This is a genomic window from Spongiibacter tropicus DSM 19543 (assembly GCF_000420325.1).
Lineage (GTDB): Bacteria > Pseudomonadota > Gammaproteobacteria > Pseudomonadales > Spongiibacteraceae > Spongiibacter > Spongiibacter tropicus.
Genome location: NZ_ATUS01000006.1, coordinates 66,677 through 85,777, shown reverse-complemented (window position 1 = coordinate 85,777; position 19,101 = coordinate 66,677). Strand labels below are relative to the sequence as shown.

15 protein-coding genes are annotated in these 19,101 nt (G+C 60.7%); 9 read left to right on the top strand and 6 right to left on the bottom strand.

The features are described from left to right. The first annotated feature begins 11 nt into the window (after positions 1–11). The 7 genes from G411_RS0118025 (at position 12) to G411_RS22230 (ending at position 5,274) form a co-directional block, all read left to right on the top strand. The gene (locus G411_RS0118025) at positions 12–314 is read left to right on the top strand and encodes a hypothetical protein (protein ID WP_004350800.1); all 303 of its coding nucleotides are present in this window, start codon (positions 12–14) and stop codon (positions 312–314) included. Then, positions 311–1,705, top strand: a complete 1,395-nt coding sequence (gene trbL / locus G411_RS0118020) for a P-type conjugative transfer protein TrbL (protein WP_004350798.1) — start codon at positions 311–313, stop codon at positions 1,703–1,705. Before G411_RS0118025 ends, trbL begins: the two co-directional genes overlap by 4 nt. A gap of 17 nt (positions 1,706–1,722) precedes the next feature. Then, a complete protein-coding gene (trbF, locus tag G411_RS0118015; protein ID WP_022960598.1) occupies positions 1,723–2,427 on the top strand; it encodes a conjugal transfer protein TrbF in 705 nt (234 codons plus the stop codon). Further along, positions 2,424–3,416, top strand: a complete 993-nt coding sequence (trbG, locus tag G411_RS0118010) for a P-type conjugative transfer protein TrbG (RefSeq protein ID WP_009398076.1) — start codon at positions 2,424–2,426, stop codon at positions 3,414–3,416. The genes trbF and trbG overlap by 4 nt, the downstream gene beginning before the upstream one ends. A gap of 2 nt (positions 3,417–3,418) precedes the next feature. After that, on the top strand, positions 3,419–4,696 hold the full coding sequence (locus G411_RS0118005) for a TraB/TrbI/VirB10 family type IV secretion system protein (protein ID WP_009398074.1): 1,278 nt from the start codon (positions 3,419–3,421) through the stop codon (positions 4,694–4,696). Then, positions 4,693–4,938 carry a DUF2274 domain-containing protein gene (locus G411_RS0118000; RefSeq protein WP_009398072.1) on the top strand — a complete coding sequence of 82 codons (246 nt, stop codon included), beginning with the start codon at positions 4,693–4,695 and terminating at the stop codon, positions 4,936–4,938. The genes G411_RS0118005 and G411_RS0118000 overlap by 4 nt, the downstream gene beginning before the upstream one ends. Before the next feature lie 93 nt (positions 4,939–5,031). Then, complete coding sequence (locus G411_RS22230; RefSeq protein ID WP_157581405.1) at positions 5,032–5,274, top strand: hypothetical protein; 243 nt, start codon at positions 5,032–5,034, stop codon at positions 5,272–5,274. Between the two features lie 142 nt (positions 5,275–5,416). Here G411_RS22230 and G411_RS0117995 read toward each other — a convergent pair whose 3' ends face one another. From G411_RS0117995 to G411_RS0117970, 6 genes are all read right to left on the bottom strand, one after another. Next, positions 5,417–7,405 carry an acetoacetate--CoA ligase gene (locus G411_RS0117995; RefSeq protein ID WP_022960597.1) on the bottom strand — a complete coding sequence of 663 codons (1,989 nt, stop codon included), beginning with the start codon at positions 7,403–7,405 and terminating at the stop codon, positions 5,417–5,419. Between the two features lie 9 nt (positions 7,406–7,414). Further along, positions 7,415–8,233 carry a hypothetical protein gene (locus G411_RS0117990; RefSeq protein ID WP_157581403.1) on the bottom strand — a complete coding sequence of 273 codons (819 nt, stop codon included), beginning with the start codon at positions 8,231–8,233 and terminating at the stop codon, positions 7,415–7,417. A 73-nt stretch (positions 8,234–8,306) separates the two neighbouring features. Continuing rightward, positions 8,307–10,553 carry a hydantoinase B/oxoprolinase family protein gene (locus G411_RS0117985; RefSeq protein ID WP_022960595.1) on the bottom strand — a complete coding sequence of 749 codons (2,247 nt, stop codon included), beginning with the start codon at positions 10,551–10,553 and terminating at the stop codon, positions 8,307–8,309. 42 nt (positions 10,554–10,595) lie between these two features. Continuing rightward, positions 10,596–12,737 (bottom strand): hydantoinase/oxoprolinase family protein, encoded by a 2,142-nt coding sequence (locus tag G411_RS0117980; RefSeq protein ID WP_022960594.1) that lies wholly within the window; start codon positions 12,735–12,737, stop codon positions 10,596–10,598. 13 nt (positions 12,738–12,750) lie between these two features. After that, positions 12,751–13,119, bottom strand: coding sequence for an acetone carboxylase subunit gamma (locus G411_RS21115; protein WP_022960593.1), 369 nt, complete (start codon positions 13,117–13,119; stop codon positions 12,751–12,753). A gap of 15 nt (positions 13,120–13,134) precedes the next feature. Then, on the bottom strand, positions 13,135–15,072 hold the full coding sequence (locus G411_RS0117970) for a hydantoinase/oxoprolinase family protein (protein ID WP_022960592.1): 1,938 nt from the start codon (positions 15,070–15,072) through the stop codon (positions 13,135–13,137). A gap of 241 nt (positions 15,073–15,313) precedes the next feature. Here G411_RS0117970 and G411_RS0117965 point away from each other — a divergent pair, with 241 nt between their 5' ends. Together G411_RS0117965 and G411_RS0117960 are read left to right on the top strand one after the other, a co-directional pair. Further along, on the top strand, positions 15,314–16,339 hold the full coding sequence (locus G411_RS0117965) for an NADP-dependent oxidoreductase (protein ID WP_022960591.1): 1,026 nt from the start codon (positions 15,314–15,316) through the stop codon (positions 16,337–16,339). A gap of 50 nt (positions 16,340–16,389) precedes the next feature. Continuing rightward, a complete protein-coding gene (locus tag G411_RS0117960) occupies positions 16,390–19,095 on the top strand; it encodes a winged helix-turn-helix domain-containing protein (protein ID WP_022960590.1) in 2,706 nt (901 codons plus the stop codon). Positions 19,096–19,101 lie beyond the last annotated feature (6 nt).

The following is a 19,101-nucleotide window of genomic DNA, read 5'->3' as shown; positions in this document are numbered from 1 at the left end:
GGGAGACGGCCATGCGATGCGTTTCCTTGCTGCTTCCCGTGCTGCTGGTCGCTTGCAGCCAGCAGCCGACCGAAGACCTGGTCGCTGATCCCGTGCGGCTCAAGGCTTTGCGTGTGCAGTGTGCCGCCGACAGGACGGCCGCAGGCGAAGACGCCTGCCTGCCCGCGGCCGACGCTTTCCGGCGGCGCTTCGTCGCCGGTGAAACCGGGCCTGACGAGTTCCGCACGTTGGCCGATCTGCCGCCGATCCCGCCGAGCTTCGACTCGCCCATCAGTGACCAGGGCGCCATGCCCTTCGAGGGGGACGTGCCATGAATGACGTGACCGTGATCGACCGATTTCTCGCTACCTTCTCGCGCTACATCGACTCGGGCTTTGGGCTGCTGCAGGGCGAAGTCGCGTTCCTCACCGCCACGCTGATCGTCATCGACATGACGATTGCCGGGCTGTACTGGGCGATGAGCCACGCCACCGATCAGGGCGATGATGTGATCGCCAAACTGCTGCGCAAGGTGCTTTACGTCGGTGCCTTCGCCTACATCATCAACAACTTCAACTGGCTGGCCAGCATTGTCTTCCGCTCGTTCGCGGGCCTCGGCCTGACGGCCAGCGGCTCGACGATGAGCATGGGCGAATTCCTGCAACCGGGACGCTTGGCCAAGACCGGCATCGACGCGGCGGCCCCCATTCTTGAGCAGATCAGCGACATGGCGGGCTTCCCCGAAGTGTTCGTGAACATGACGCCCATCGTGGTCATGTTCCTGGCCTGGGCGGTGGTGATCCTGTGTTTCTTCGTGCTGGCGATCCAGCTTTTCATCACGCTGATCGAGTTCAAACTGACCACGCTCGCGGGCTTCGTGCTGGTGCCGTTCGCGCTGTGGAACAAGACCAGCTTCCTCGCCGAGAAGGTGCTGGGCAACGTGGTGTCCTCGGGCATCAAGGTGCTGGTGCTGGCCGTCATCGTCGGCATCGGCTCGGGCCTGTTTGCCGAGTTCCAGGTGCATCCGGCCGAGCCGTCCATCGACCATGCAGTGGTCATCATGCTGGCCTCGCTCACGCTGCTGGCGTTGGGGATCTTCGGGCCGGGCATTGCCACCGGGCTGGTATCCGGTGCACCGCAGCTTGGCGCAGGCGCGATGGCCGGTGCTGCGATTGGTGCCGCAGGCGCGGCGGTTGCCGTAGGTGCCGCCGCCACCGGCGTGGGCGGTGCCGTGATGGCCGGAGCGCGCATGGCACCGGCTGCCGCCAAGCTCGCCGGGGCTGGCGCGCGGGCCGCGACTTCGGCGGCTGGCAGCGCGAAGTCGGCTTTCCAGGCCGGTTCTGCCGCTGCGGGCGGCGGAGCCAAAGGCGCGATGGCTGGACTGGGCAGTGTCGCCAAGGGCGGCGCACAGGCCGCTGGCCAGCGCGCCGGTGCAGGCATCAAAGCGGCGGCAGCCAAGGCGGCCGCGCCATTCAAAGCAGGCTGGCAAGGCTCCGGCACCGATGGTGGCTCAGGCGGTGGCGCTGCCAGTTCCGGGCAGGCCACCGCAGGCGATGCCGCTGGCGACACGGCCAACGCGCAGAAGCAGGAAAAACCGGGCTGGGCCAAGCGCCTGCAACGCCGCCAACGACTCACCCAGGCCACCACCACGGCCGCGCACACGCTGCGCGGTGGCGACGGCGGCGGTTCGGGCCAAGGCCCGAGTCTGCGAGATTCCGATAGCTGACTTTCAAGGAGAACGCCATGCGATTCAAACGACCGCAGGTGCGCTATGCCGATACGCCGCAGCCTGCCACCCCGTATCAAGCCGCTGCCCAGGTGTGGGACGAGCGCATCGGCTCGGCCCGCGTGCAGGCCAAGAACTGGCGATTGATGGCCTTCGGCTGCCTGGTGCTCGCGCTGCTGATGGCCGGTGGCCTGGTGTGGCGCTCGGCCCAATCCATCGTCACGCCCTATGTCATCGAAGTCGATCAGTCCGGCCAGGTGCGCACCGTGGGCGAAGCGGCCACGCCGTACCGGCCCACCGATGCGCAGACGGCACACCATATCGCGCGGTTCGTGACGCTGGTGCGCTCACTGTCCATCGACCCCATCGTCGTGCGCCAGAACTGGCTCGATGCCTACGACTACACCACCGACCGAGGCGCGGCGGTGCTTAACGACTATGCGCGGGTGAATGACCCGTTCGCCCGCATCGGCAAAGAGTCGGTAACGGTACAGATCACCAGCGTGGTTCGCGCCAGCGATGCGTCGTTCAACGTGCGCTGGATGGAACGCCGCTACGTCAATGGCGCGGCGGCCGGGCTGGAGCGATGGACGGCGGTGGTGTCCATCGTGCAGCAGACCCCGCGCACCGAAGAACGCCTGCGCCGCAACCCGCTGGGCATCTACGTCAATGGCCTGTCGTGGAGCCGTGAACTGGATTCGTCTGAAGGAGTGAAGCCATGAATGTGCCTTTCCGTTTTTACGCTTTGCCGCTTGTCGTGCTGGCCTTGGCCGGCTGCGCCACGCAGGGCAAACCCCCGCCAGTGATTTCCTTGGATGAGCCGGTACAGGCGGAGCCTTTGCCGGAAATGCCTGTGCCGATCGAGGTGGTCACTATTGCAGAGCCACTGCCATTGCCTGAGCAGTTGAAGCCAGTGCCGGAGGAAAAGGATGCGAAGCCTGCGCCTGAACCGGCTGATGAGACGGTACGTGTCTCGAAAGCCAATGCCGAGGCACGGGTGGCTCCGACGCGCGAAGGCTATGTCAATGCGATCCAGGTCTGGCCGTATAGCGATGGCGCGCTGTACCAGGTCTATGCGTCAGTAGGTCGCGTGACGGTGATCGCGCTCCAGCCTGGCGAGGAACTGGTGACGGTCGCTGCGGGCGATACCGTGCGCTGGATCGTCGGTGACACCTCCAGCGGCAGCGGGGCCGATCTGCGCGTCAATGTGCTGGTCAAGCCTATCCGTTCCAGCTTGAAGACCAATCTGGTCATTACCACCAGCCGCAGGACGTACCTGCTGGAACTGACTTCGACCGACAAGGCATGGATGGCGTCGGTGTCCTGGGACTACCCGAAAGACCGAATGCTGGCCTTGCGGCGCCAAGCCCAAGCCGCCAACGCTGCCGCGCCGGTCGATGCAGGCTTGTCGCTGGATAACATCCGCTTTCGCTATGCAATCAGCGGCAGCAATCCATCGTGGAAACCGCTGCGCGCTTTTGATGATGGCGAGAAGGTCTATATCCAGTTCCCGGCAGGCATCGCCCAGGGCGAGCTGCCGCCGCTGTTCGTCATCGGCGCACAGGGCGACGGGCAACTGGTGAACTATCGCTTCCGCTCGCCGTACTACATCGTGGATCGCCTGTTCGGTGCAGCAGAACTGCGCCTGGGGGCCGACAAGGGCGATATGGTGCGCATCGAGCGCGCGGATGGCATCGTCGGGAGGAACTGAGCATGAGCCAGGACGACACTCCCGACCTTGCCACGCCGCAGGCGGACAAGATGGCACCCGAGGCGGTGGCGCTGCGCGCCCAACCGCGCCCGGTCACGCGTCTGAACCGACGCACGCTGGCCATCCTCGCTGGCGGCCTGTCGGTTGGCGTGATGGGCGCGCTGATCTGGTCACTGCAACCGCAGCAACGCGGCGCGGGCGAATCCACCGAACTGTACAACGTGGATCGTGTATCGCGCTCGGAAGGCCTCGACCAACTTCCTGCCGACTATTCCAAGTTGCCAGCGCTGCCGCCCGACGTGCCGGAGCTGGGGCCACCGCTACCGGGTGATCTGGGGCCGGCCATCGTCAATTCGCAGCAGCCGGTCGCCGCCACCTATGCCGCGCCCGGCTACGACCCCAACGATGCGCTGCACAAGGAAGCAGAAGCGGCGGCAGCTTCAACGGTGTTCTTCCGCACCGGCTCCCCGCAGGCCGCGCCCGTGGCGCAGTCGCAAGTCGCTGCCGCGCCGGGCTTCGCCGCCAATGCCGCTTTCGATCCACTGGCCGCTGGCCCGGCCTCGACGGCGGCCCAGCCTGCTGATCCGACTGCCGTGCAGAACCGGCAAGACCAGAAAGAGGCGTTCCTGACAGGCGGTTCTACGGAAACCCGTAACTCCGGCAACCTGCAAATGCCCACCTCGCCGTATCAGGTGATGGCCGGAACGGTCATTGCCGGGGCACTGGTCACGGGCATCAAGTCCGACTTGCCGGGCGACGTGATCGCCACGGTGACGGAACCGATCTACGACACGGCCACTGGCAAGTTCCTGCTGATCCCGCAGGGATCTCGCATACTGGGCAAGTACAACAGCCAGGTCAGCTACGGCCAGAGCCGCGTGCAGGTGGTGTGGAATCGCATCATCCTGCCCGACACGTCATCACTCACGCTCGACAACCTGATCGGCACCGACCCGGCAGGCTATGCCGGTCTGGAGGACAACGTGGACTGGCATTGGGATCGGATCTTTGCAGGTGCCGTGCTGACCACGCTGCTGGGTGTCGGTGCCGAACTGGCTGCACCTGAGAACCGCCAGGACGGCGATCGCGTCATCATCGCCGGGCGCGACAGCCTGCAGGACACCGTGAACCAGGTCGGCCAGGAAGTGACCCGGCGCAATCTCAACATCCAACCCACGCTGACCAGCCGCCCCGGCTTGCCGGTGCGCATCATCGTCAACCGCGATCTGGTGCTACGGCCTTATCAGCCGCTGTTCTTCAACAAGGGGACTTCTCGATGAGCACGACCAAGAAACTGCGGCTGGGGCCGCTACCCAAGACCGAAAGCGTCAAGCTGACCTTCGCTTGCCCGGCCAGCTTGAAAGCCGATCTCGACCGCTACGCCGCGCTGCATGCGCAGGCGTATGGCGAGGCGGTCGATGCCTCGACGCTGATCCCGCACATGCTGGAGGCGTTCATGGCGGGGGATCGGGGATTCAGGAAAGGAAACGGCAGCAAGGCCGTGCCACCGAAGCCAAGCTGAAGATGCACTGGAACCAGACTGACCATCCCTCGAACGCGCAGCCCAACGCTGCGCGTTCTTCGTTCTGGATAGGCTGCGAGGGAATCGGCTAAGATGACTGAACAAGCCTGCCAGCCATTGGCAATCTCCATCGCTGCAACGCGACTCGACTCTCTTTCTCCAGGCTCTTATGTGGCTCCCAGCCCACAATGCCGCATCCTCTGCGAACGGCATGAAACAGAGCTAACCTATTGCCCCGTATATGGTTTCAAGCTTCGCGTGATTTCAACAAAATGCTTGACGCCAGCAATTTTTTATTTTTCAATGTTAACCATCCCGTTCTTATTAATATTATGAAAAATCGGGCGTACTACGATTCAACAGAATTCATGGGACTGTGTATCACCACCCAGCTTTGATAAGGACTCAAATAGTAGCGGTAGAGAAGTTGGGCTTTTAACTACCCATTCGGGGAGTCCTTAAAAGCCCATAAGCAAACTCACATCCAGTGTTTCTTTTCTCGATAAAAATCGACAAAGAAATCCAGGCTGTCAGGGTTTCGCATGGAACCACGGCTGGCGACCTCGTCGGCTTTGGCCCCCTTTAGAATTTTACGCACCGGCACCTCCAGTTTTTTGCCGGTCAGCGTGTAGGGAATGTCGGGGACGGGAATAATCTCGTCGGGGACATGGCGGGGCGAGCAGGCAGTTTTCAGCTTGCGGGTAATCTCTTGCTTCAACGCCTCATCACAGCGTTGCTGCGCAGTCAGGCTGACAAACAAGGGCATATAAAAACCGCCGTCTGCGGTTTCAATACACACCACCAGACTGTCGCTGACACCCTCCAGAGATTCCACTGCCTGATAGATCTCTGAGGTGCCAATGCGAACCCCAAAGCGGTTCAAGGTGGCATCAGAGCGACCGTAGATATAACAGCCACCGCGTTCATTGATTTTGATAAAGTCGCCGTGCCGCCAGACACCGGGAATCTCTTCAAAATACGAAGACCAGTAACGGCTATTGTCGTCATCGCCAAGGAAGTACAGCGGCATGGACGGGAATGGTGTATCGCAGATCAGTTCGCCCACTTCATCAATCACCGGCTCTCCGCTGTCATTCAAGGCTTTTACCGACATGCCCAACGCCCGCGCCTGTATCTCGGCAGCGTAAACGGGCTGCGTCGGTGTGGCGGCAACAAAGGCACTGGCGATTTCAGTGCCGCCGCTCTGGGAGGTCACCCAAAGCTCGTCCTTCACATTCTGATAGAACCACGCAAAGGTTGAGGGGATGGACGGTGAGCCGCCGACCAGCACGGTGGTGAGCTTGTCCAGCGCATAGTGCTGTTTCGGCACCACCTGATTGCTCTCCATCAGTTGTACATAGGTCGGACTGGCACCGAAGTGACTGGCCTGACTCTGCTCTGCCAGTTTCCACAACATATCGGTTTGCGGATACACGGGGCTGCCATCGTAGAGAATGGCGCCGGCACCGGTCAGCATCATCCCCACCACCAGATTGAACATGACCCAACCCGTGGTGGTGTAGAAGAAACTGTTATCGCCGGTCTTCAGGTTCATGTGGAAAGTCATGAACTTGAGCATTTCAATCAGCACGCCCACATGGGAGTGAGCGATGGCCTTGGGCAGGCCCGTTGTGCCGGAGGAAAACACAAACCACAGCGGGTGATCACAGGCGACCCGCTCAAACTGAAACGCGGCCTCTCCCGGATCAGCGGCCGCCATCAAACCCGGCCAGTCGCTGACCTCGGCATCGGCTGTAAACGCGGGGCAGTCACCCAGCACATCCAGCCGCACTACCCGCTCCACAGAGGGCAACGCCGCCAGCAGCTCAGACAGCATGGCCGTGCGATCAAAGCGTTTGCCGCCAAACTCATAACCGTCGCCAAAAAAGACCAGCCTGGGCTCAACCTGGCCCAGGCGGTCAAGAATCGCCTGAGTACCAAACTCAGGCGCCGCATTACTCCACACACCGCCAATGCTGATCACCGCCAACATGGCGACAACGGTCTCCGGTCGATTGGGCATCACCGCACTCACGCGGTCGCCAGGGCGAATCCCCCACTCGCGCAGCTTCGTTGCCACGCGGCGCACCTGCGATGCCAGCTCATCCCAACTCGTGACCTCCAGATCACGAGTTTCGGCCATAGCCGAAATTGCCGCATGGCTGCCCTTGTGGCGCAGGATATGTTCGGCAAAATTTACCCGACTGCCTTCAAACCAACGCACTCCGGGGCGAATCTGGCGATCGCTGAGTACGCGCTCGTAAGGCGTATCGCTGATCACCTCGAAGTAGTCCCACATCGCCGCCCAGAACGCTTCGGGCTGGGTGACTGACCACTGCCACAGTTCCTTATAGTTCTTGCACTGCAGGTGTTGCCGCTCGCCGAGCCAGTGCATCAGCGCGGTCATATTGCTGCTTTCAACAAACGCCGCGGACGGCTCCCAGAGTTTTTGCCCTTCGACAATCATGGGCACCTCCTAGGCCAAACCGCGCAGTTGCGTCAGCTTCTGCCGAACCTGCTCTGGCTCGACAAAGGCGGGCAGCTCCGCGTAATACCACGGCGCGTCACCAAGCTCATCCGAAGCCTCGGCAGACCAGAACGCCGCAGGCAGCGAGATAAGGTCCTTGCGCTGGCTGCTCATATCACCGCCGAGGCAATGCCAATCACCTGCAGAGAAGCGCTCTGCAGTGGCCATCACCGGGCAACGGAAAGCAAACTGCCAGTGATAGTTCGCCGCCACATTCATCAACGGCTGGTATAGCTCCACGGTCGCCCCCGCCGCCATGTCGGCATCAGACAGCGTGCTCACCACCCCCGCGATTCCGGCCGCCTTGAGCTGTCGCACCGTATCAGCCAGGTAGACCGAGGTAGAGTCGATATCCAGATCGCTCAGGCCAGACACCTCTTCGCCGGGATTGGCGAGACCGTGGGCCCAGGCGATGAGCGCCGCATTGGACGGCAGTTCAATCAACAACTCGCAGGGCACCATCGCGCAGCAGGCGGCCACGAGTTCACGCAGCTCCTGACGCATGTCTTCATTGGTCAGCAATTTCTTGATGGCGTAGCGCACCCGGCGTTTGCCGGTCATGGTCTGCAGGACATGGGGATGGGCATCGACCCAGTAGTCGAGAAACCCCATGAGCGGCAGACTGAGGCGGTCGGCCGAGACAATGCCCTGGATTTTTTTGTAGTTCTCGGCAAATTCAATCGGGTTGTGCCATTGCAGCACCCGCCCCTGATTCAGAACATTTTCGGCAAATGCATGGGCATTCAGCCAGAGTTGGTGTGTATTCATGGCGTTGGATTCCAGCATGTTCATCCCGTCATTATTGTGATTGGCGTTGCGGTGCCCTGGGGCACCGACCGGACTAGCCCTGCAAAGCGTTTAGCTTCGCTTTCAATTCCTGAATCTCCACGTCTTTGGGATCAGGCAAAATAATCGGCGGCAGTTCACCGGGAAGCGCCTTGCCGAAAGGCCCGCAGTAGAGTTCCTTGGAGTCGTTCCAGGCACCGAAGAACGGCACGCCCTCGGGTGGCTGCGCCTTGACGCGGGTCGCCATAAACGCATCCCAACTGAGGCCCTTCTCAATACGCGCACGGCGTATGGCATCGCGGCGCTCGGCCGTGGCCTCCAGATCGGCAGCCAGGGTCTTCTCGTCGTAGACCAGCCCGTAGAGCGAACTGGCCGTGGTGTGACTGATCAGGCCCTCTTCAAGGTCTTTCACCACCAGCTCCGGATCGCGGTCCAGCACATCGCCGTAGCCGCCACCGCCGCCCTGACTGGTCATGAACAGCTCGCCTTCCGGATACAGTTCAAAAGCCACCGCCATCGAATGACTGGTGTATTCGGCACCTTCGATGGGCCGCTCATTCATGATGGTGGCCATGGACGCCTCGAACAGCTCCGGGGTTTCTTTCATCGTCTTGAACAGGTTTTTGCCACGTACCCGCGCCGTGCCATAGGTCGGACAGGCATAGCCGCCGAACAGCCCGAAGGTCGACGGGAAGTAGGAGCCGGCGGTAAAGGTCTGGAAGCCGAAAGGCTGTTCACCGTAGCGCATCAGGCCGTATTCGTAGGCCGCGCCGCCGCGGAATTTGCCAAAGCCACAGTTGCCCGGCCAGATGCGCTTGGAAATCGCATAGATAAACGGCAGTTGCTCTTCCGCTTCTTCGCTCTCGCCGATATCCACATTGGCACCGAAACAGGGGGCGATGCTGTGTTCGCCGTCCTCATCGCATTTTGCGCCCCCGGCCATGCCGTTCAGGTCGCCGCACATATTGCCGCAGGAATCCTGATGCTGGTTGATGCCGCCGTAGATAATGGCGGCGGGCTGGTTAAACCATCCGGCCTTGGTTTTGCCATACTGCTTGGGCGCACCGAAGTAGAGTTTGGCGAAGGCCAGTTCGGCCGCCGTCATGATTTTGAACATGGGCTGCACACACAGCGCCACCGGCACCTGATCGCTACAGTCGGGAATGGTGCCCGGATCGGTGATGAACTCGAAGCAGTCGATAATGGCCTGCGCACAAGGCATATCCGGCCAGATATGGTGGGCCAGGGTGATTGCCACACCCAGCACCTGGGTGCTGAGCAGGCTGTTGATGGGACGGTTAAACAGCTCGGGCGAGCTGCCACGCAGATCGACGATGACCTTGTCACCCTTCACCGTAAAGTTGTACACCACCTTCATCAGCGCGGGTTCGCGCATGGTGTCATCAATGTAGAACTGGGTGCGCACAGTGCCGTCCGGCAGCTCGGCAATACGTCGACGCCCTTCGTCACGCATGAATTCCACATTGCTGCGCAGAAAGCCGATAACCGAATCAATGCCGTAGCGAGCGATATGTTCCTTGCCTCGGCGCTCAAGTCGGCAGCAGGCCGCCAGCCGCGCCTTGAGGTCGGCCAGCATGGTCTGGGGCTCGCGACAACTGTTCTGCAGAAAGGTCACCAGATCGGTTTTCAGCGCGTAATTTTCCACCACTTTAATAGGTGAACCGCGCAGCCCTTCGTCCCAGGGCGACTCAATCATCGGCCCCATACCCCCGGGCACCCGCGCGCCGATTTCCCCTTCGTGCATCGCGCAGACACACCAGCTAACGATTTCGCCCTGATCAAAAATCGGCATGAACAGGTGCTGGTCCGGGCTGTGAATACCGCCGTAGTGGGCGTCGTTGAGCAGGAAACCATCGCCCTCTTTAATACCCACTGTTTCATCCTGCTCGAAATATTTGCGAATGAAACGAATGGGGTAATGCAGGCTCACAGTGAAGCCGGCCACACCGCGGGTCGAGGCCAGTGACAGGTCACCCGAGGCGGTGAAGTAACCGGTAGACATATCCGCGCACTGCGCCGCAGGTGAGGCCACCGTCATCTCGGCAATCTTGAAGGTCTCGTCCAGCGCGGCCCGCAAACCGGAGCGGATCTCGGCAAACAGATTATTGTCGACCTCGCCGGAGAGGACGCGCTCTTCGCGCTCGCTGCGCGGCGCCACATGGTGGTTGCGCTGAATTTCCGGATCGGGACCGAGAAACGCCCGGTTCTTGCTGAGAAAGGTATTGACCAGCGTGCTCTCGTCGGCGGTATCCGGATTCAATGCGGGGGTATTCGTTGTCATGATGTTCTCCTGAGCCGACGGGCGACCGCCGGCTTCTTGTTGTTATTCGTCAGAGGGGGTATTGCGCAGAAACCACACCGCGCCCTGTGCTGCCGCGACATAGGTCCAGCCGGGCTCGACCAGGTACGTGGTTTCGCCGGGATTGACGATGGCGGGTCCATCGATCTGCACGCCGGGCTGCAGGGCCTCGATACCGTAGATCGGGGTCGCTACCGCACCGTCGGCGGCCTGGAAGTGACACTCCCGATGTGCCACCGGCGTCGGCGGCGCGATACGCTGCGCAGGAGGCGCAAGATCATCAAAGGTGACCGTGCCCAAATCCACCCGTGATACGACGCGAATGGTGGTGACCCACACTCCCGACTCGGGCGATACGATCTCCTTGCCGTAGCGTTTGCCGAAGTCGTCGTTCATCTGCTCAATGGCGGCCAGCACTTCGCCCGGTTTGCTCAGTCGGCGATTGTCCAGCGCGATACTGATTTCCATTTTCTGAATGCCATAGCGCATATCCAGTTCGAGCACGTACTGAATGTCCTCGTCCTTGAAGCCCTGACGCAGCAGATCCTGTCGCCCCTTTTCTTCCAGATCGGCAACCAGCGCGTTGAAAGCGTCGTACTGGTTGTACAACGAGCGAGTGTGCTTGTTGTAAAAGCCCAGTGAGACGTTCTTCTCGTGGATGTGCATCTGGTCCAGCCCGGCACCGCCACAGGCGGAGAACACGCTGCTGTAGGGCGGCGCCAGAATACGGCGAATGCCCGCCTTGTCGGCAATGCCGCAGCAGTGCAGCGGACCATTGCCGCCGTAGGCCAGAAAGACAAAGTCGCAGGCCTGATAACCGCCGCCATTGAGTTCGCGCACCAGTCCCGCCGCCATTTCGCTGTCGGCCATGGACTTGATCAGCAGAGCCGCGTCCACCTCGTCGATATCCATCTCGTCGCAGATATCTTCCAGCGCCTGATACGAGCGACGCTTATTCAACGGAATCGCGCCCTTGGCATAGTTCTCCGGATCGAGGTAGCCGAGGATCAGGTCGGCATCACTGACGGTGGGGTTCATACCGCCGCGGTCGTAGCAGGCCGGACCGGGGTCACTGCCCGCACTTTCCGGACCGATGCGCACGGTGTCGAAGATGGGGTCGTAGCTGGCGATAGAGCCACCCCCGGCCCCCAATGTCACCAGGTGCACCATCGGCAAGGTGACTCGCCAGCGATCAACCACCGGGCTGAAATCGTAGTGTTTGGTGCCGCCCTCGGTAATCAGACCGATATCGAAGGAAGTGCCGCCCATATCGCCGCAGACAATATTCTGTACATCGCCCTGCAGGGCGAGCTGACCGGCGGCATGAATGCCGGCAACGGGGCCCGAGTGCAGGGTCTTCAGCGCATCGGTGGAGTTCAACTGCGCCATACCGCCGGAGTTATGCACCAACAGCATCGGCCGGTCGTAACCGTTTTCCCGCAGGTTCTGCTCCAGCGCGTTCATTGCGAAATACATGGCGGAATGCAGGAAGGCGTCGATAATGGCCGACGAGGTCCGCACGTATTCGCCCTTGCGCCCGACCACCTGATGGGAGAGCACCATGGGAATCGCGCCGAGCATCGAGGAGGGAAACTCCTCTTCGAAGATCTCCTGAATACGCAGCTCGTGCTCGGGGTTTTCCACCGAGTTGATCATGTTCACCACGATGGCCTGCACACCGGCATCCACCAGCTCCTTGAGCTTGTTGCGCACATCTTGCTCATCGAGGTCCATCAACACCTCGCCACGGTAGTTCATCCGCTGTTTGACGGTGCGAATCCGCGCAATGGGAACAATGGGATCGGGGCGCCGGGCACGGGACAGATCGCGGGCCTTCTCATCCGGCAGACCATCGCCGTACCCGCGACCGCGGGAGATGGGAATGGTGCTGTCGAAGCCGCTGGTAATCAGCAGGCCGACCTTGGGGCCACGGCGCTCGATCAACGCGTTGGTGCCCAGAGTGGTGGCGTAACGCACAGAATCCACCGCCTGCAACAACTCGCGCCGGTCAACGTTAAGAATTTCGCAGGACTGATCCAGCGCATCATTAAAGCCCAATGCCAGATTGTGGTGACTGGTCAGTGCCTTGGTCTGTACAAAGCGGGAATCCCAACTGACAAAGCAGTCGGTGAAGGTACCGCCGATATCTACTGCAATACGTCTCATCTGCTCGCCCCCCTTATGCCTTGACGCTGCCAGTGCTGCTGTCCGGCACACCGCGCCATTTCTCCCGCAGCGAGTCGATGTCCAATTCCAGATCGTGCAGGGGTGCGTGGCCGGGAACGGTGTATTCCACGTCCATCATCACGCCACAGTTAGGGCAGTAGAATTCATAGATCACGCAGACTTCCGGGTCTGGCGAGAAGCAGAAACGGTAGCGCTCCGGGTCCAGCAGCGGCTCGTGAACTTCGCGGGGATTGCGGTCGTGGATCAGCAAAAAATGCTTGTAGTTTTCTCGCGCAGAACCCAGCACATGGTCACAGCGATTGCATTCCCACTGCTCTTCATTGAGGTCGACCCTGAGGTATTCGGTTACCTGAACTTTCATTATTTTTCTCCTTATTCAGCTCGTCTGACGCTGGCTGGTCACGTTCAGCAAAATGTCGCGGTTGGCGGTGAAGCGGAAATCCCAGCCATCGGGCACGGCGCAGGTCCAGAAGGCTTCTTCCAGTACCGCCGGGCCACTGGCCTGTGCGCCGGCCTGCTGCTGTTCGACGCGATACACCGGCACCGCTTGTGTTCTCTCTTGCGCGACCAGCAGTGAACGCTCACCCTCGGGCACCGCTGCCATGGCCTGCAGGTCGGCCGGGTCGGCCAGACGGGCATGGTGAATCGCCTTCACCGCACGCACGTTCAGCAACAGCCGCTCATCGGGCAGGGAGACATCAGCCAGCGATAACTCCGCCGTTATCGGCAGGTCTACCGGCCCCTGCTCGGTGTCGCACCAGGCTTCCAGGCGACACTCCTCCGCCTCGTAACCCTCGGTGCGCATATCCCTGAGCACCCGGTCTTTGAGCACGTCAAAGGCACGGCTCAGAGCATCGTCGTCGCCACCATCAACGGTTTCAGAGGCGATATGCGCAATGTCGCTGAAGCCGATGCCGTGCGCGCTGAACACCGCCGATAAGCGTGGAATCAGCACACTGGCAATGCCGGCGCTTCTGGCGATGGCCGCCACGCCCATGGGGCCGCCGCCGCCAAAGGCCATGAGTACGGAGTCGTCGGTAATGTCGGTGTAGTCGCGAATGCCGTCGGCAATTTTTCCCGCCCAGGCATCCAGCATTTGCAGACAGGCAGAGGGCACATCCAGCCCCAGCGGCTCGGCAACGTGTTTGCGCACCGCGGCCTCGGCCTTGTCGGCGCGCAATGCCAGCTTGCCGCCGAAGTACGTCTTGGGATCGAGCAGCCCCATCAGTAGCAGTGCATCCGTGATGGTGGCCAGCTCGCCGCCCATGCCAAAGCAGGCCGGACCAGGCGCACCACCGACCGATTCCGGCCCGACACAAATCGCGCCGTTCTCCGCCCGAATAATCGAGCCACCGCCAACGCCGACGCTGACAATTTCCGCCAGCGGGTCGGCACAGCGCACGCCTTCAACCAGCCCGTAGCGGTTGTCGACAATGCGGTCATTTTCAATCAGGCCGATATCGGTGGTAGTGCCGCCCACATCGATGGTGATTACCCGTTTGGCCTGGTAGTAGCGACTGTAAGCCAGCGCCCCCTCTGCACCGCCGCGGGGACCAGAGCTGTAGGTTTTCAGCGCCACCGTTTTTGCCACCCGCCCCGAGTAGCCATCGTTGCGATAGACCAACAGGGGGTTGCGCATGCGGTACTGAGAGAGATCGCCTTCGGTGTTGTACAGAAAGCGCTCCATCGCCGGATGCAGAAACGCATTGAACAGCGAGGTCCACAGGCGGGTATTCGGATTGCTGTGACGGCACAGCGCACTGGCGTAAAGGACGGGTACCGAGCCCAGCAGGTGCCGGGGATAGGCGCGCAGCATCGCCTTGCGCAAGGCACTCTCCTGCGCGGCGTAATCCTCACCGGTGTAGGCCACCACAATACGGCTGGCGCCGCTTGCAGACAGACTGTTCACCGCATCGGTCAACGCCCGCTGAAAAGCTTCACCTTCCGCATCGGCAGGGAGCACGGCTACGCGGTCACCCAGCAGCCCATCGAACAAGGCACGCTGCTGATCGTCGTCGCAGCACCAACTGCGGTCACCGCCGTTGAGCAACAGACCAAGCTTGGGCCCCTTGCGTTCGACCAGTGCGTTTGTCCCCTGAGTCGTGGAGTAGCGGATATGGTCGGTGGATTGCAGCAGCGCCCGCAGATCTTCCTTGCCGTAAATGTCTTCCGAGACTTTTTTCAGGCCTTCAAAGAAGCACTTGCTGAGGTCATACGGCGTGGTAATGGTTTTGGTGTGATACGAGTTCTCACCATCCAGAACCCAGATATCGGTCAGGGTGCCGCCGTTATCAATATTGATGAGTTTTCCCATGCCAATTCTCTTTTTATAGGTTTATGTGGGCATTCTGGTGAAGCAGCCCTGAGCGGACTACTACCCATACGAGCAGTTCTTGCTGCCACTAGGTGACAGTTTGCTGCTGGCGTTGAGGGAAATTATGCGAAGTCTGAAAACGAACGAGCACTACCCTAACGGGTAGATGATTGCTCCCGGCCTTTTGCGGTACAAAAGAGGTATTCCTATAAACAATAATGAGTCACAAGGAGTCACAGGCATGAGCCGACCCCAGTCCAGCCGTTACTGGCGCTTCGACACCCGTCCCGAATCTCTGGTCAATGCCCAAACATTCAGCCTGCAGGAGCGTGCCGTTGCGACTCCCGAAGAAGGTGAGCTGCTGGTCAGAAACCTGCTGATTTCCATGGATGCCACCAACCGCCTGTGGCTGGGGGAGCGCGAAGAGCTGTATATGGAGCCGATCGCCCTCGGCGACTGCATGAAAGCGTTCTCCCTCTGTCAGGTGGTGGAATCGCGCAGCCGACTCTACCAGCCCGGGCAGCTCGTCACCGCGCTGGGGGAATGGGCGGACTACTCCATTCTGGACGCCACTCAGGTACAGCCGTTCGCCGCGCCCGACGGACTGGCGCTGGACATGGCCTTTGGCATCATGGCCATCGCCGGACCAACGGCCTATCACGGGCTGCTCAATATCGGCCAGCCCCGCCCCGGAGAAACCGTCGTGGTCACCGCGGCTTCTGGCGCCGTGGGTTGCCTCGCGGGGCAAATCGCCAAACTGAGCGGCTGTCGCGTTGTCGGCACTGCCGGCAGCGACGCCAAATGTCAGTGGCTGACCGAAACCCTGGGCTTCGATGCTGCCGTGAACTACAAGCTCGATGACTTCGAGACGCAACTCGCGCAAGCCTGTCCAAACGGCATCGACGTGCAGTTTGAAAATGTGGGCGGTGCCGTATTGGACAGTTGCCTGAAGCTGATGAACAACAACGGCCGGGTGGTCATTTGTGGACTGATCTCCATGTATAACTCGGCAGAGAATGTTCCCGGCCCCTATATGTTTCACAACAGCATTATGAAGCGCCTGAAAATTGAGGGCTTTGTGATTCTGGACCACGCGGCCGATTTTCCGCGCATGCAGAGCTATCTGGCCCAGTGGCTACGTGACGGGCAGCTCAAGTTCCGGCTCAACTGTCAGCAGGGACTGGAAAAAGCGCCCGAGGCGCTGCGTTCGCTGTACACTGGGGATAATGACGGCAAAGTGATGGTGCAAATCGCCGAACCGGCGTAGTTGCCCCGTCCTCCGCCCCCGGTAAAAACAATAAAAAAGATCGCATTGCCATGTCCGCGAAGCCCAGCAGTCAACGCACACCCGTGTTCCAGCAAAAGTTTCAGGTCCCCGGCGGGGACCGCAAGCTGGTTTCCCGTGACGCCCTGATCCGCCGTATCCGTGACAACCCCGCCGTGCACTGTTTTCTGGTACAGGCGCCGGCCGGACACGGCAAATCCACCCTCTTGCAGCAATTACTGCGCGACAGTGTGCAACGCGGCATTCAAACCGCCTGGCTGAAACTCGACGACGCCGACAACGATCTCACCCGCTTGATGAACCACCTCAATCATCTGCTTTCTCAGCTTGAGGACGCCTGCCCACCCACACACGAACAGGCGGCCGCCGCAACATCGCTGCCCAAGGGGCTGGCGGACCAGTTCAACAACCGGCTGCTGGAAATGGACCGGGATATTCACCTGTTTTTTGACGATTTTCAGGTCATCGATGAAGGCGAGGTCGAGGCCTTGTTTCGCAATATCATCATCAACCTGCCCGCCCGCGTTTGCGTATTTATCGGCTCCCGCTCGCTGCCGCGTATCGGCATTCCGGAAATGCAGGTCAATCAGCAGGTCGAACTGATCCGCTACGACGAGCTCAAATTTTCACTGGACGAAGCCCGCGAGTTTTTCACCACCGAGCAACGGCTGTCGCTGAGCGAGGAGGAGCTGTCGACGATATACAGCCGGACCGAAGGCTGGCCCGCCGCGCTGCAACTGTTTCGCCTGACCCTGTCGCGGATGCCGGTGCGGGAGTCGCTGAACAATCTCGAGTCCTATACACCTTTTCAAATCACCGAATACCTGTCGAGCAATGTACTGGCCCAGCAAGCCGAAGACATTCAAGACTTCCTGCTGAGTTGCGCCATGCTGCCGCGGCTGAATGCGGCGCTCTGCGAATACATCACCGGCCGGGAAGACAGTCAGGCTCTGCTTGAGCAGCTTGAACAGCAGGGCCTGTTCCTGAACAACATCGACAATGAACGTTGCTGGTTCCAGTTTCACGCCTTGTTCGCCCACTACCTGCGCGAGCTGATGCTGAAACGCTCGGTGAGCCGTTACCGCAAGATTCACGCCCGCGCGGCGGAGTGGTCGATGGCGCAGGGGCTCTATGAAGACGCGATGCGTCACGCCCTCAACGCCAACAACTTCAACCTTGCAACGCAGGCCATGGATATCTGGGCCAGCGAGCAGATTACCAATGCCTGCCTGCACAGTGTCGAGCGCTGGGCGGCGCGGCTGCCCATTGAGCATATTCGCGAATACCCGCGGCTGGCGGTAAAAATCACCTGGGCGCTGACGTTTCTGCGCCGCCGCAACAAGGTACTGCCCTATCTGGAAATACTGCGCAATCTCGATGAGGCGCAGCTCGACAGCCAGTTCCGCACCGAGCGACAGATCACCATGGCCGTGGTGGAAATGGCGCTGGATAATCTGGAGCGCTGCTTTGCCAATGCCAGCATCATCAATACCGAGAATCACGAGGCGGAAGGCTTCTGGGCCTTCGAGCTTGGCGCTGCCGCGAATATTCAGGCGTTTAACGATATTGCCCACGGCAACTTTGCCGCCGCCCGTTACCATATTGCGCTGGGGCGTAATCACAGCCACGAAGGACAGGCGCCGTTTCTCGCAGGCTACAACACCGGCCTGACAATTATCAGCTGCTACCTGCAGGGGCGCGTCGACGAAGCCTGCCAGCGCAGCATGTCGGCACTTAAAGCCAAGGGCCTGGATATCGAAGATTCCTACGCGGCCGTCGCCACGGTTTGCTGCACCCTGTATCCGCTGTATGAGCAAGGCGATACCGAGACGGCGATGAAGGTGTTTACCCAGTACCGCAAGGAAATCGATACCGGTCTGCTGCTGGATTTTGTGGCCGCGGCCTATCTGCCGATGATTCGACTCTATGACGCCCGTGGCGAGGCGGCGCAGGCAGAGGCGCTGCTGGAGTCGCTGGAGGATATCGGCATTACCGCCAACTGGCAGCGGGTGATCCAACTCTGTCACTGGGAAGCGATTCGACGCGCGATTATTCGCGGCGACATCCAATCCGCCAAGCTGATGGCCGACAATCAAAGCGCGGACAAGCACGCCATCTCACCGCGCCCTTATCTGCCTTTTTCCGAAGCCAGCGAAGATCCCGAACTGGGCCGCCTGCGACTGGCCGTCTACCTTGGCGATGACGAGACACTGGAGCAGCAACTTGGCGACGCCATCGTCGACGCCCGGGACAACAACCGCATTCCCCGCGAACTGAAACTGCGTCTGCTCAGCGCGCTGTGGAAATCCCGTCAAAACAAGGCAGATCACGCCAGCAAGGAACTGAAGATTGCCCTGACCATGGCCGCCGATTACGGTTTTGTCCGCAGCATTATCGATGAAGGCCCCGAGTTGATGACCTTGATACAGGCTCAGGACACGGCACTTTGGCCGGCGAATATCGGGCGTTATATCAACAAGCTGCGAAGCCATGCCACGCATCGGGAAGGCGCCCCGCAAGCCGGCACCGAAGCGGCCCAGCTCACCGAATCCCTGACCGCCAGAGAAATGCAGATGCTGTCCCTGCTCGCCAAGGGACAGACCAACAAGGATATTGCCCGCCACCTGTTTGTCTCGGAGAACACGGTGAAATTTCACCTGAAGAACATCTTCCACAAGTTACAGGTAAAAACCCGCACCCAGGCGATCAGCAGCGCGCTGGCCCTGGGGCTGGTCTGACGCCGC

What these genes read in the sequence shown, in the direction of transcription:
- G411_RS22230 (WP_157581405.1), top strand. Translation starts at nt 5,032, where the DNA reads ATGACTGAACAAGCCTGCCAGCCATTGGCAATCTCCATCGCTGCAACG.
- G411_RS0117995 (WP_022960597.1), bottom strand. Translation starts at nt 7,405, where the DNA reads ATGATTGTCGAAGGGCAAAAACTCTGGGAGCCGTCCGCGGCGTTTGTT.
- G411_RS0118000 (WP_009398072.1), top strand. Translation starts at nt 4,693, where the DNA reads ATGAGCACGACCAAGAAACTGCGGCTGGGGCCGCTACCCAAGACCGAA.
- trbF (WP_022960598.1), top strand. Translation starts at nt 1,723, where the DNA reads ATGCGATTCAAACGACCGCAGGTGCGCTATGCCGATACGCCGCAGCCT.
- G411_RS0118005 (WP_009398074.1), top strand. Translation starts at nt 3,419, where the DNA reads ATGAGCCAGGACGACACTCCCGACCTTGCCACGCCGCAGGCGGACAAG.
- G411_RS0117985 (WP_022960595.1), bottom strand. Translation starts at nt 10,553, where the DNA reads ATGACAACGAATACCCCCGCATTGAATCCGGATACCGCCGACGAGAGC.
- G411_RS0117980 (WP_022960594.1), bottom strand. Translation starts at nt 12,737, where the DNA reads ATGAGACGTATTGCAGTAGATATCGGCGGTACCTTCACCGACTGCTTT.
- G411_RS0118025 (WP_004350800.1), top strand. Translation starts at nt 12, where the DNA reads ATGCGATGCGTTTCCTTGCTGCTTCCCGTGCTGCTGGTCGCTTGCAGC.
- trbG (WP_009398076.1), top strand. Translation starts at nt 2,424, where the DNA reads ATGAATGTGCCTTTCCGTTTTTACGCTTTGCCGCTTGTCGTGCTGGCC.
- G411_RS0117960 (WP_022960590.1), top strand. Translation starts at nt 16,390, where the DNA reads ATGTCCGCGAAGCCCAGCAGTCAACGCACACCCGTGTTCCAGCAAAAG.
- G411_RS0117990 (WP_157581403.1), bottom strand. Translation starts at nt 8,233, where the DNA reads ATGAATACACACCAACTCTGGCTGAATGCCCATGCATTTGCCGAAAAT.
- G411_RS0117970 (WP_022960592.1), bottom strand. Translation starts at nt 15,072, where the DNA reads ATGGGAAAACTCATCAATATTGATAACGGCGGCACCCTGACCGATATC.
- trbL (WP_004350798.1), top strand. Translation starts at nt 311, where the DNA reads ATGAATGACGTGACCGTGATCGACCGATTTCTCGCTACCTTCTCGCGC.
- G411_RS0117965 (WP_022960591.1), top strand. Translation starts at nt 15,314, where the DNA reads ATGAGCCGACCCCAGTCCAGCCGTTACTGGCGCTTCGACACCCGTCCC.
- G411_RS21115 (WP_022960593.1), bottom strand. Translation starts at nt 13,119, where the DNA reads ATGAAAGTTCAGGTAACCGAATACCTCAGGGTCGACCTCAATGAAGAG.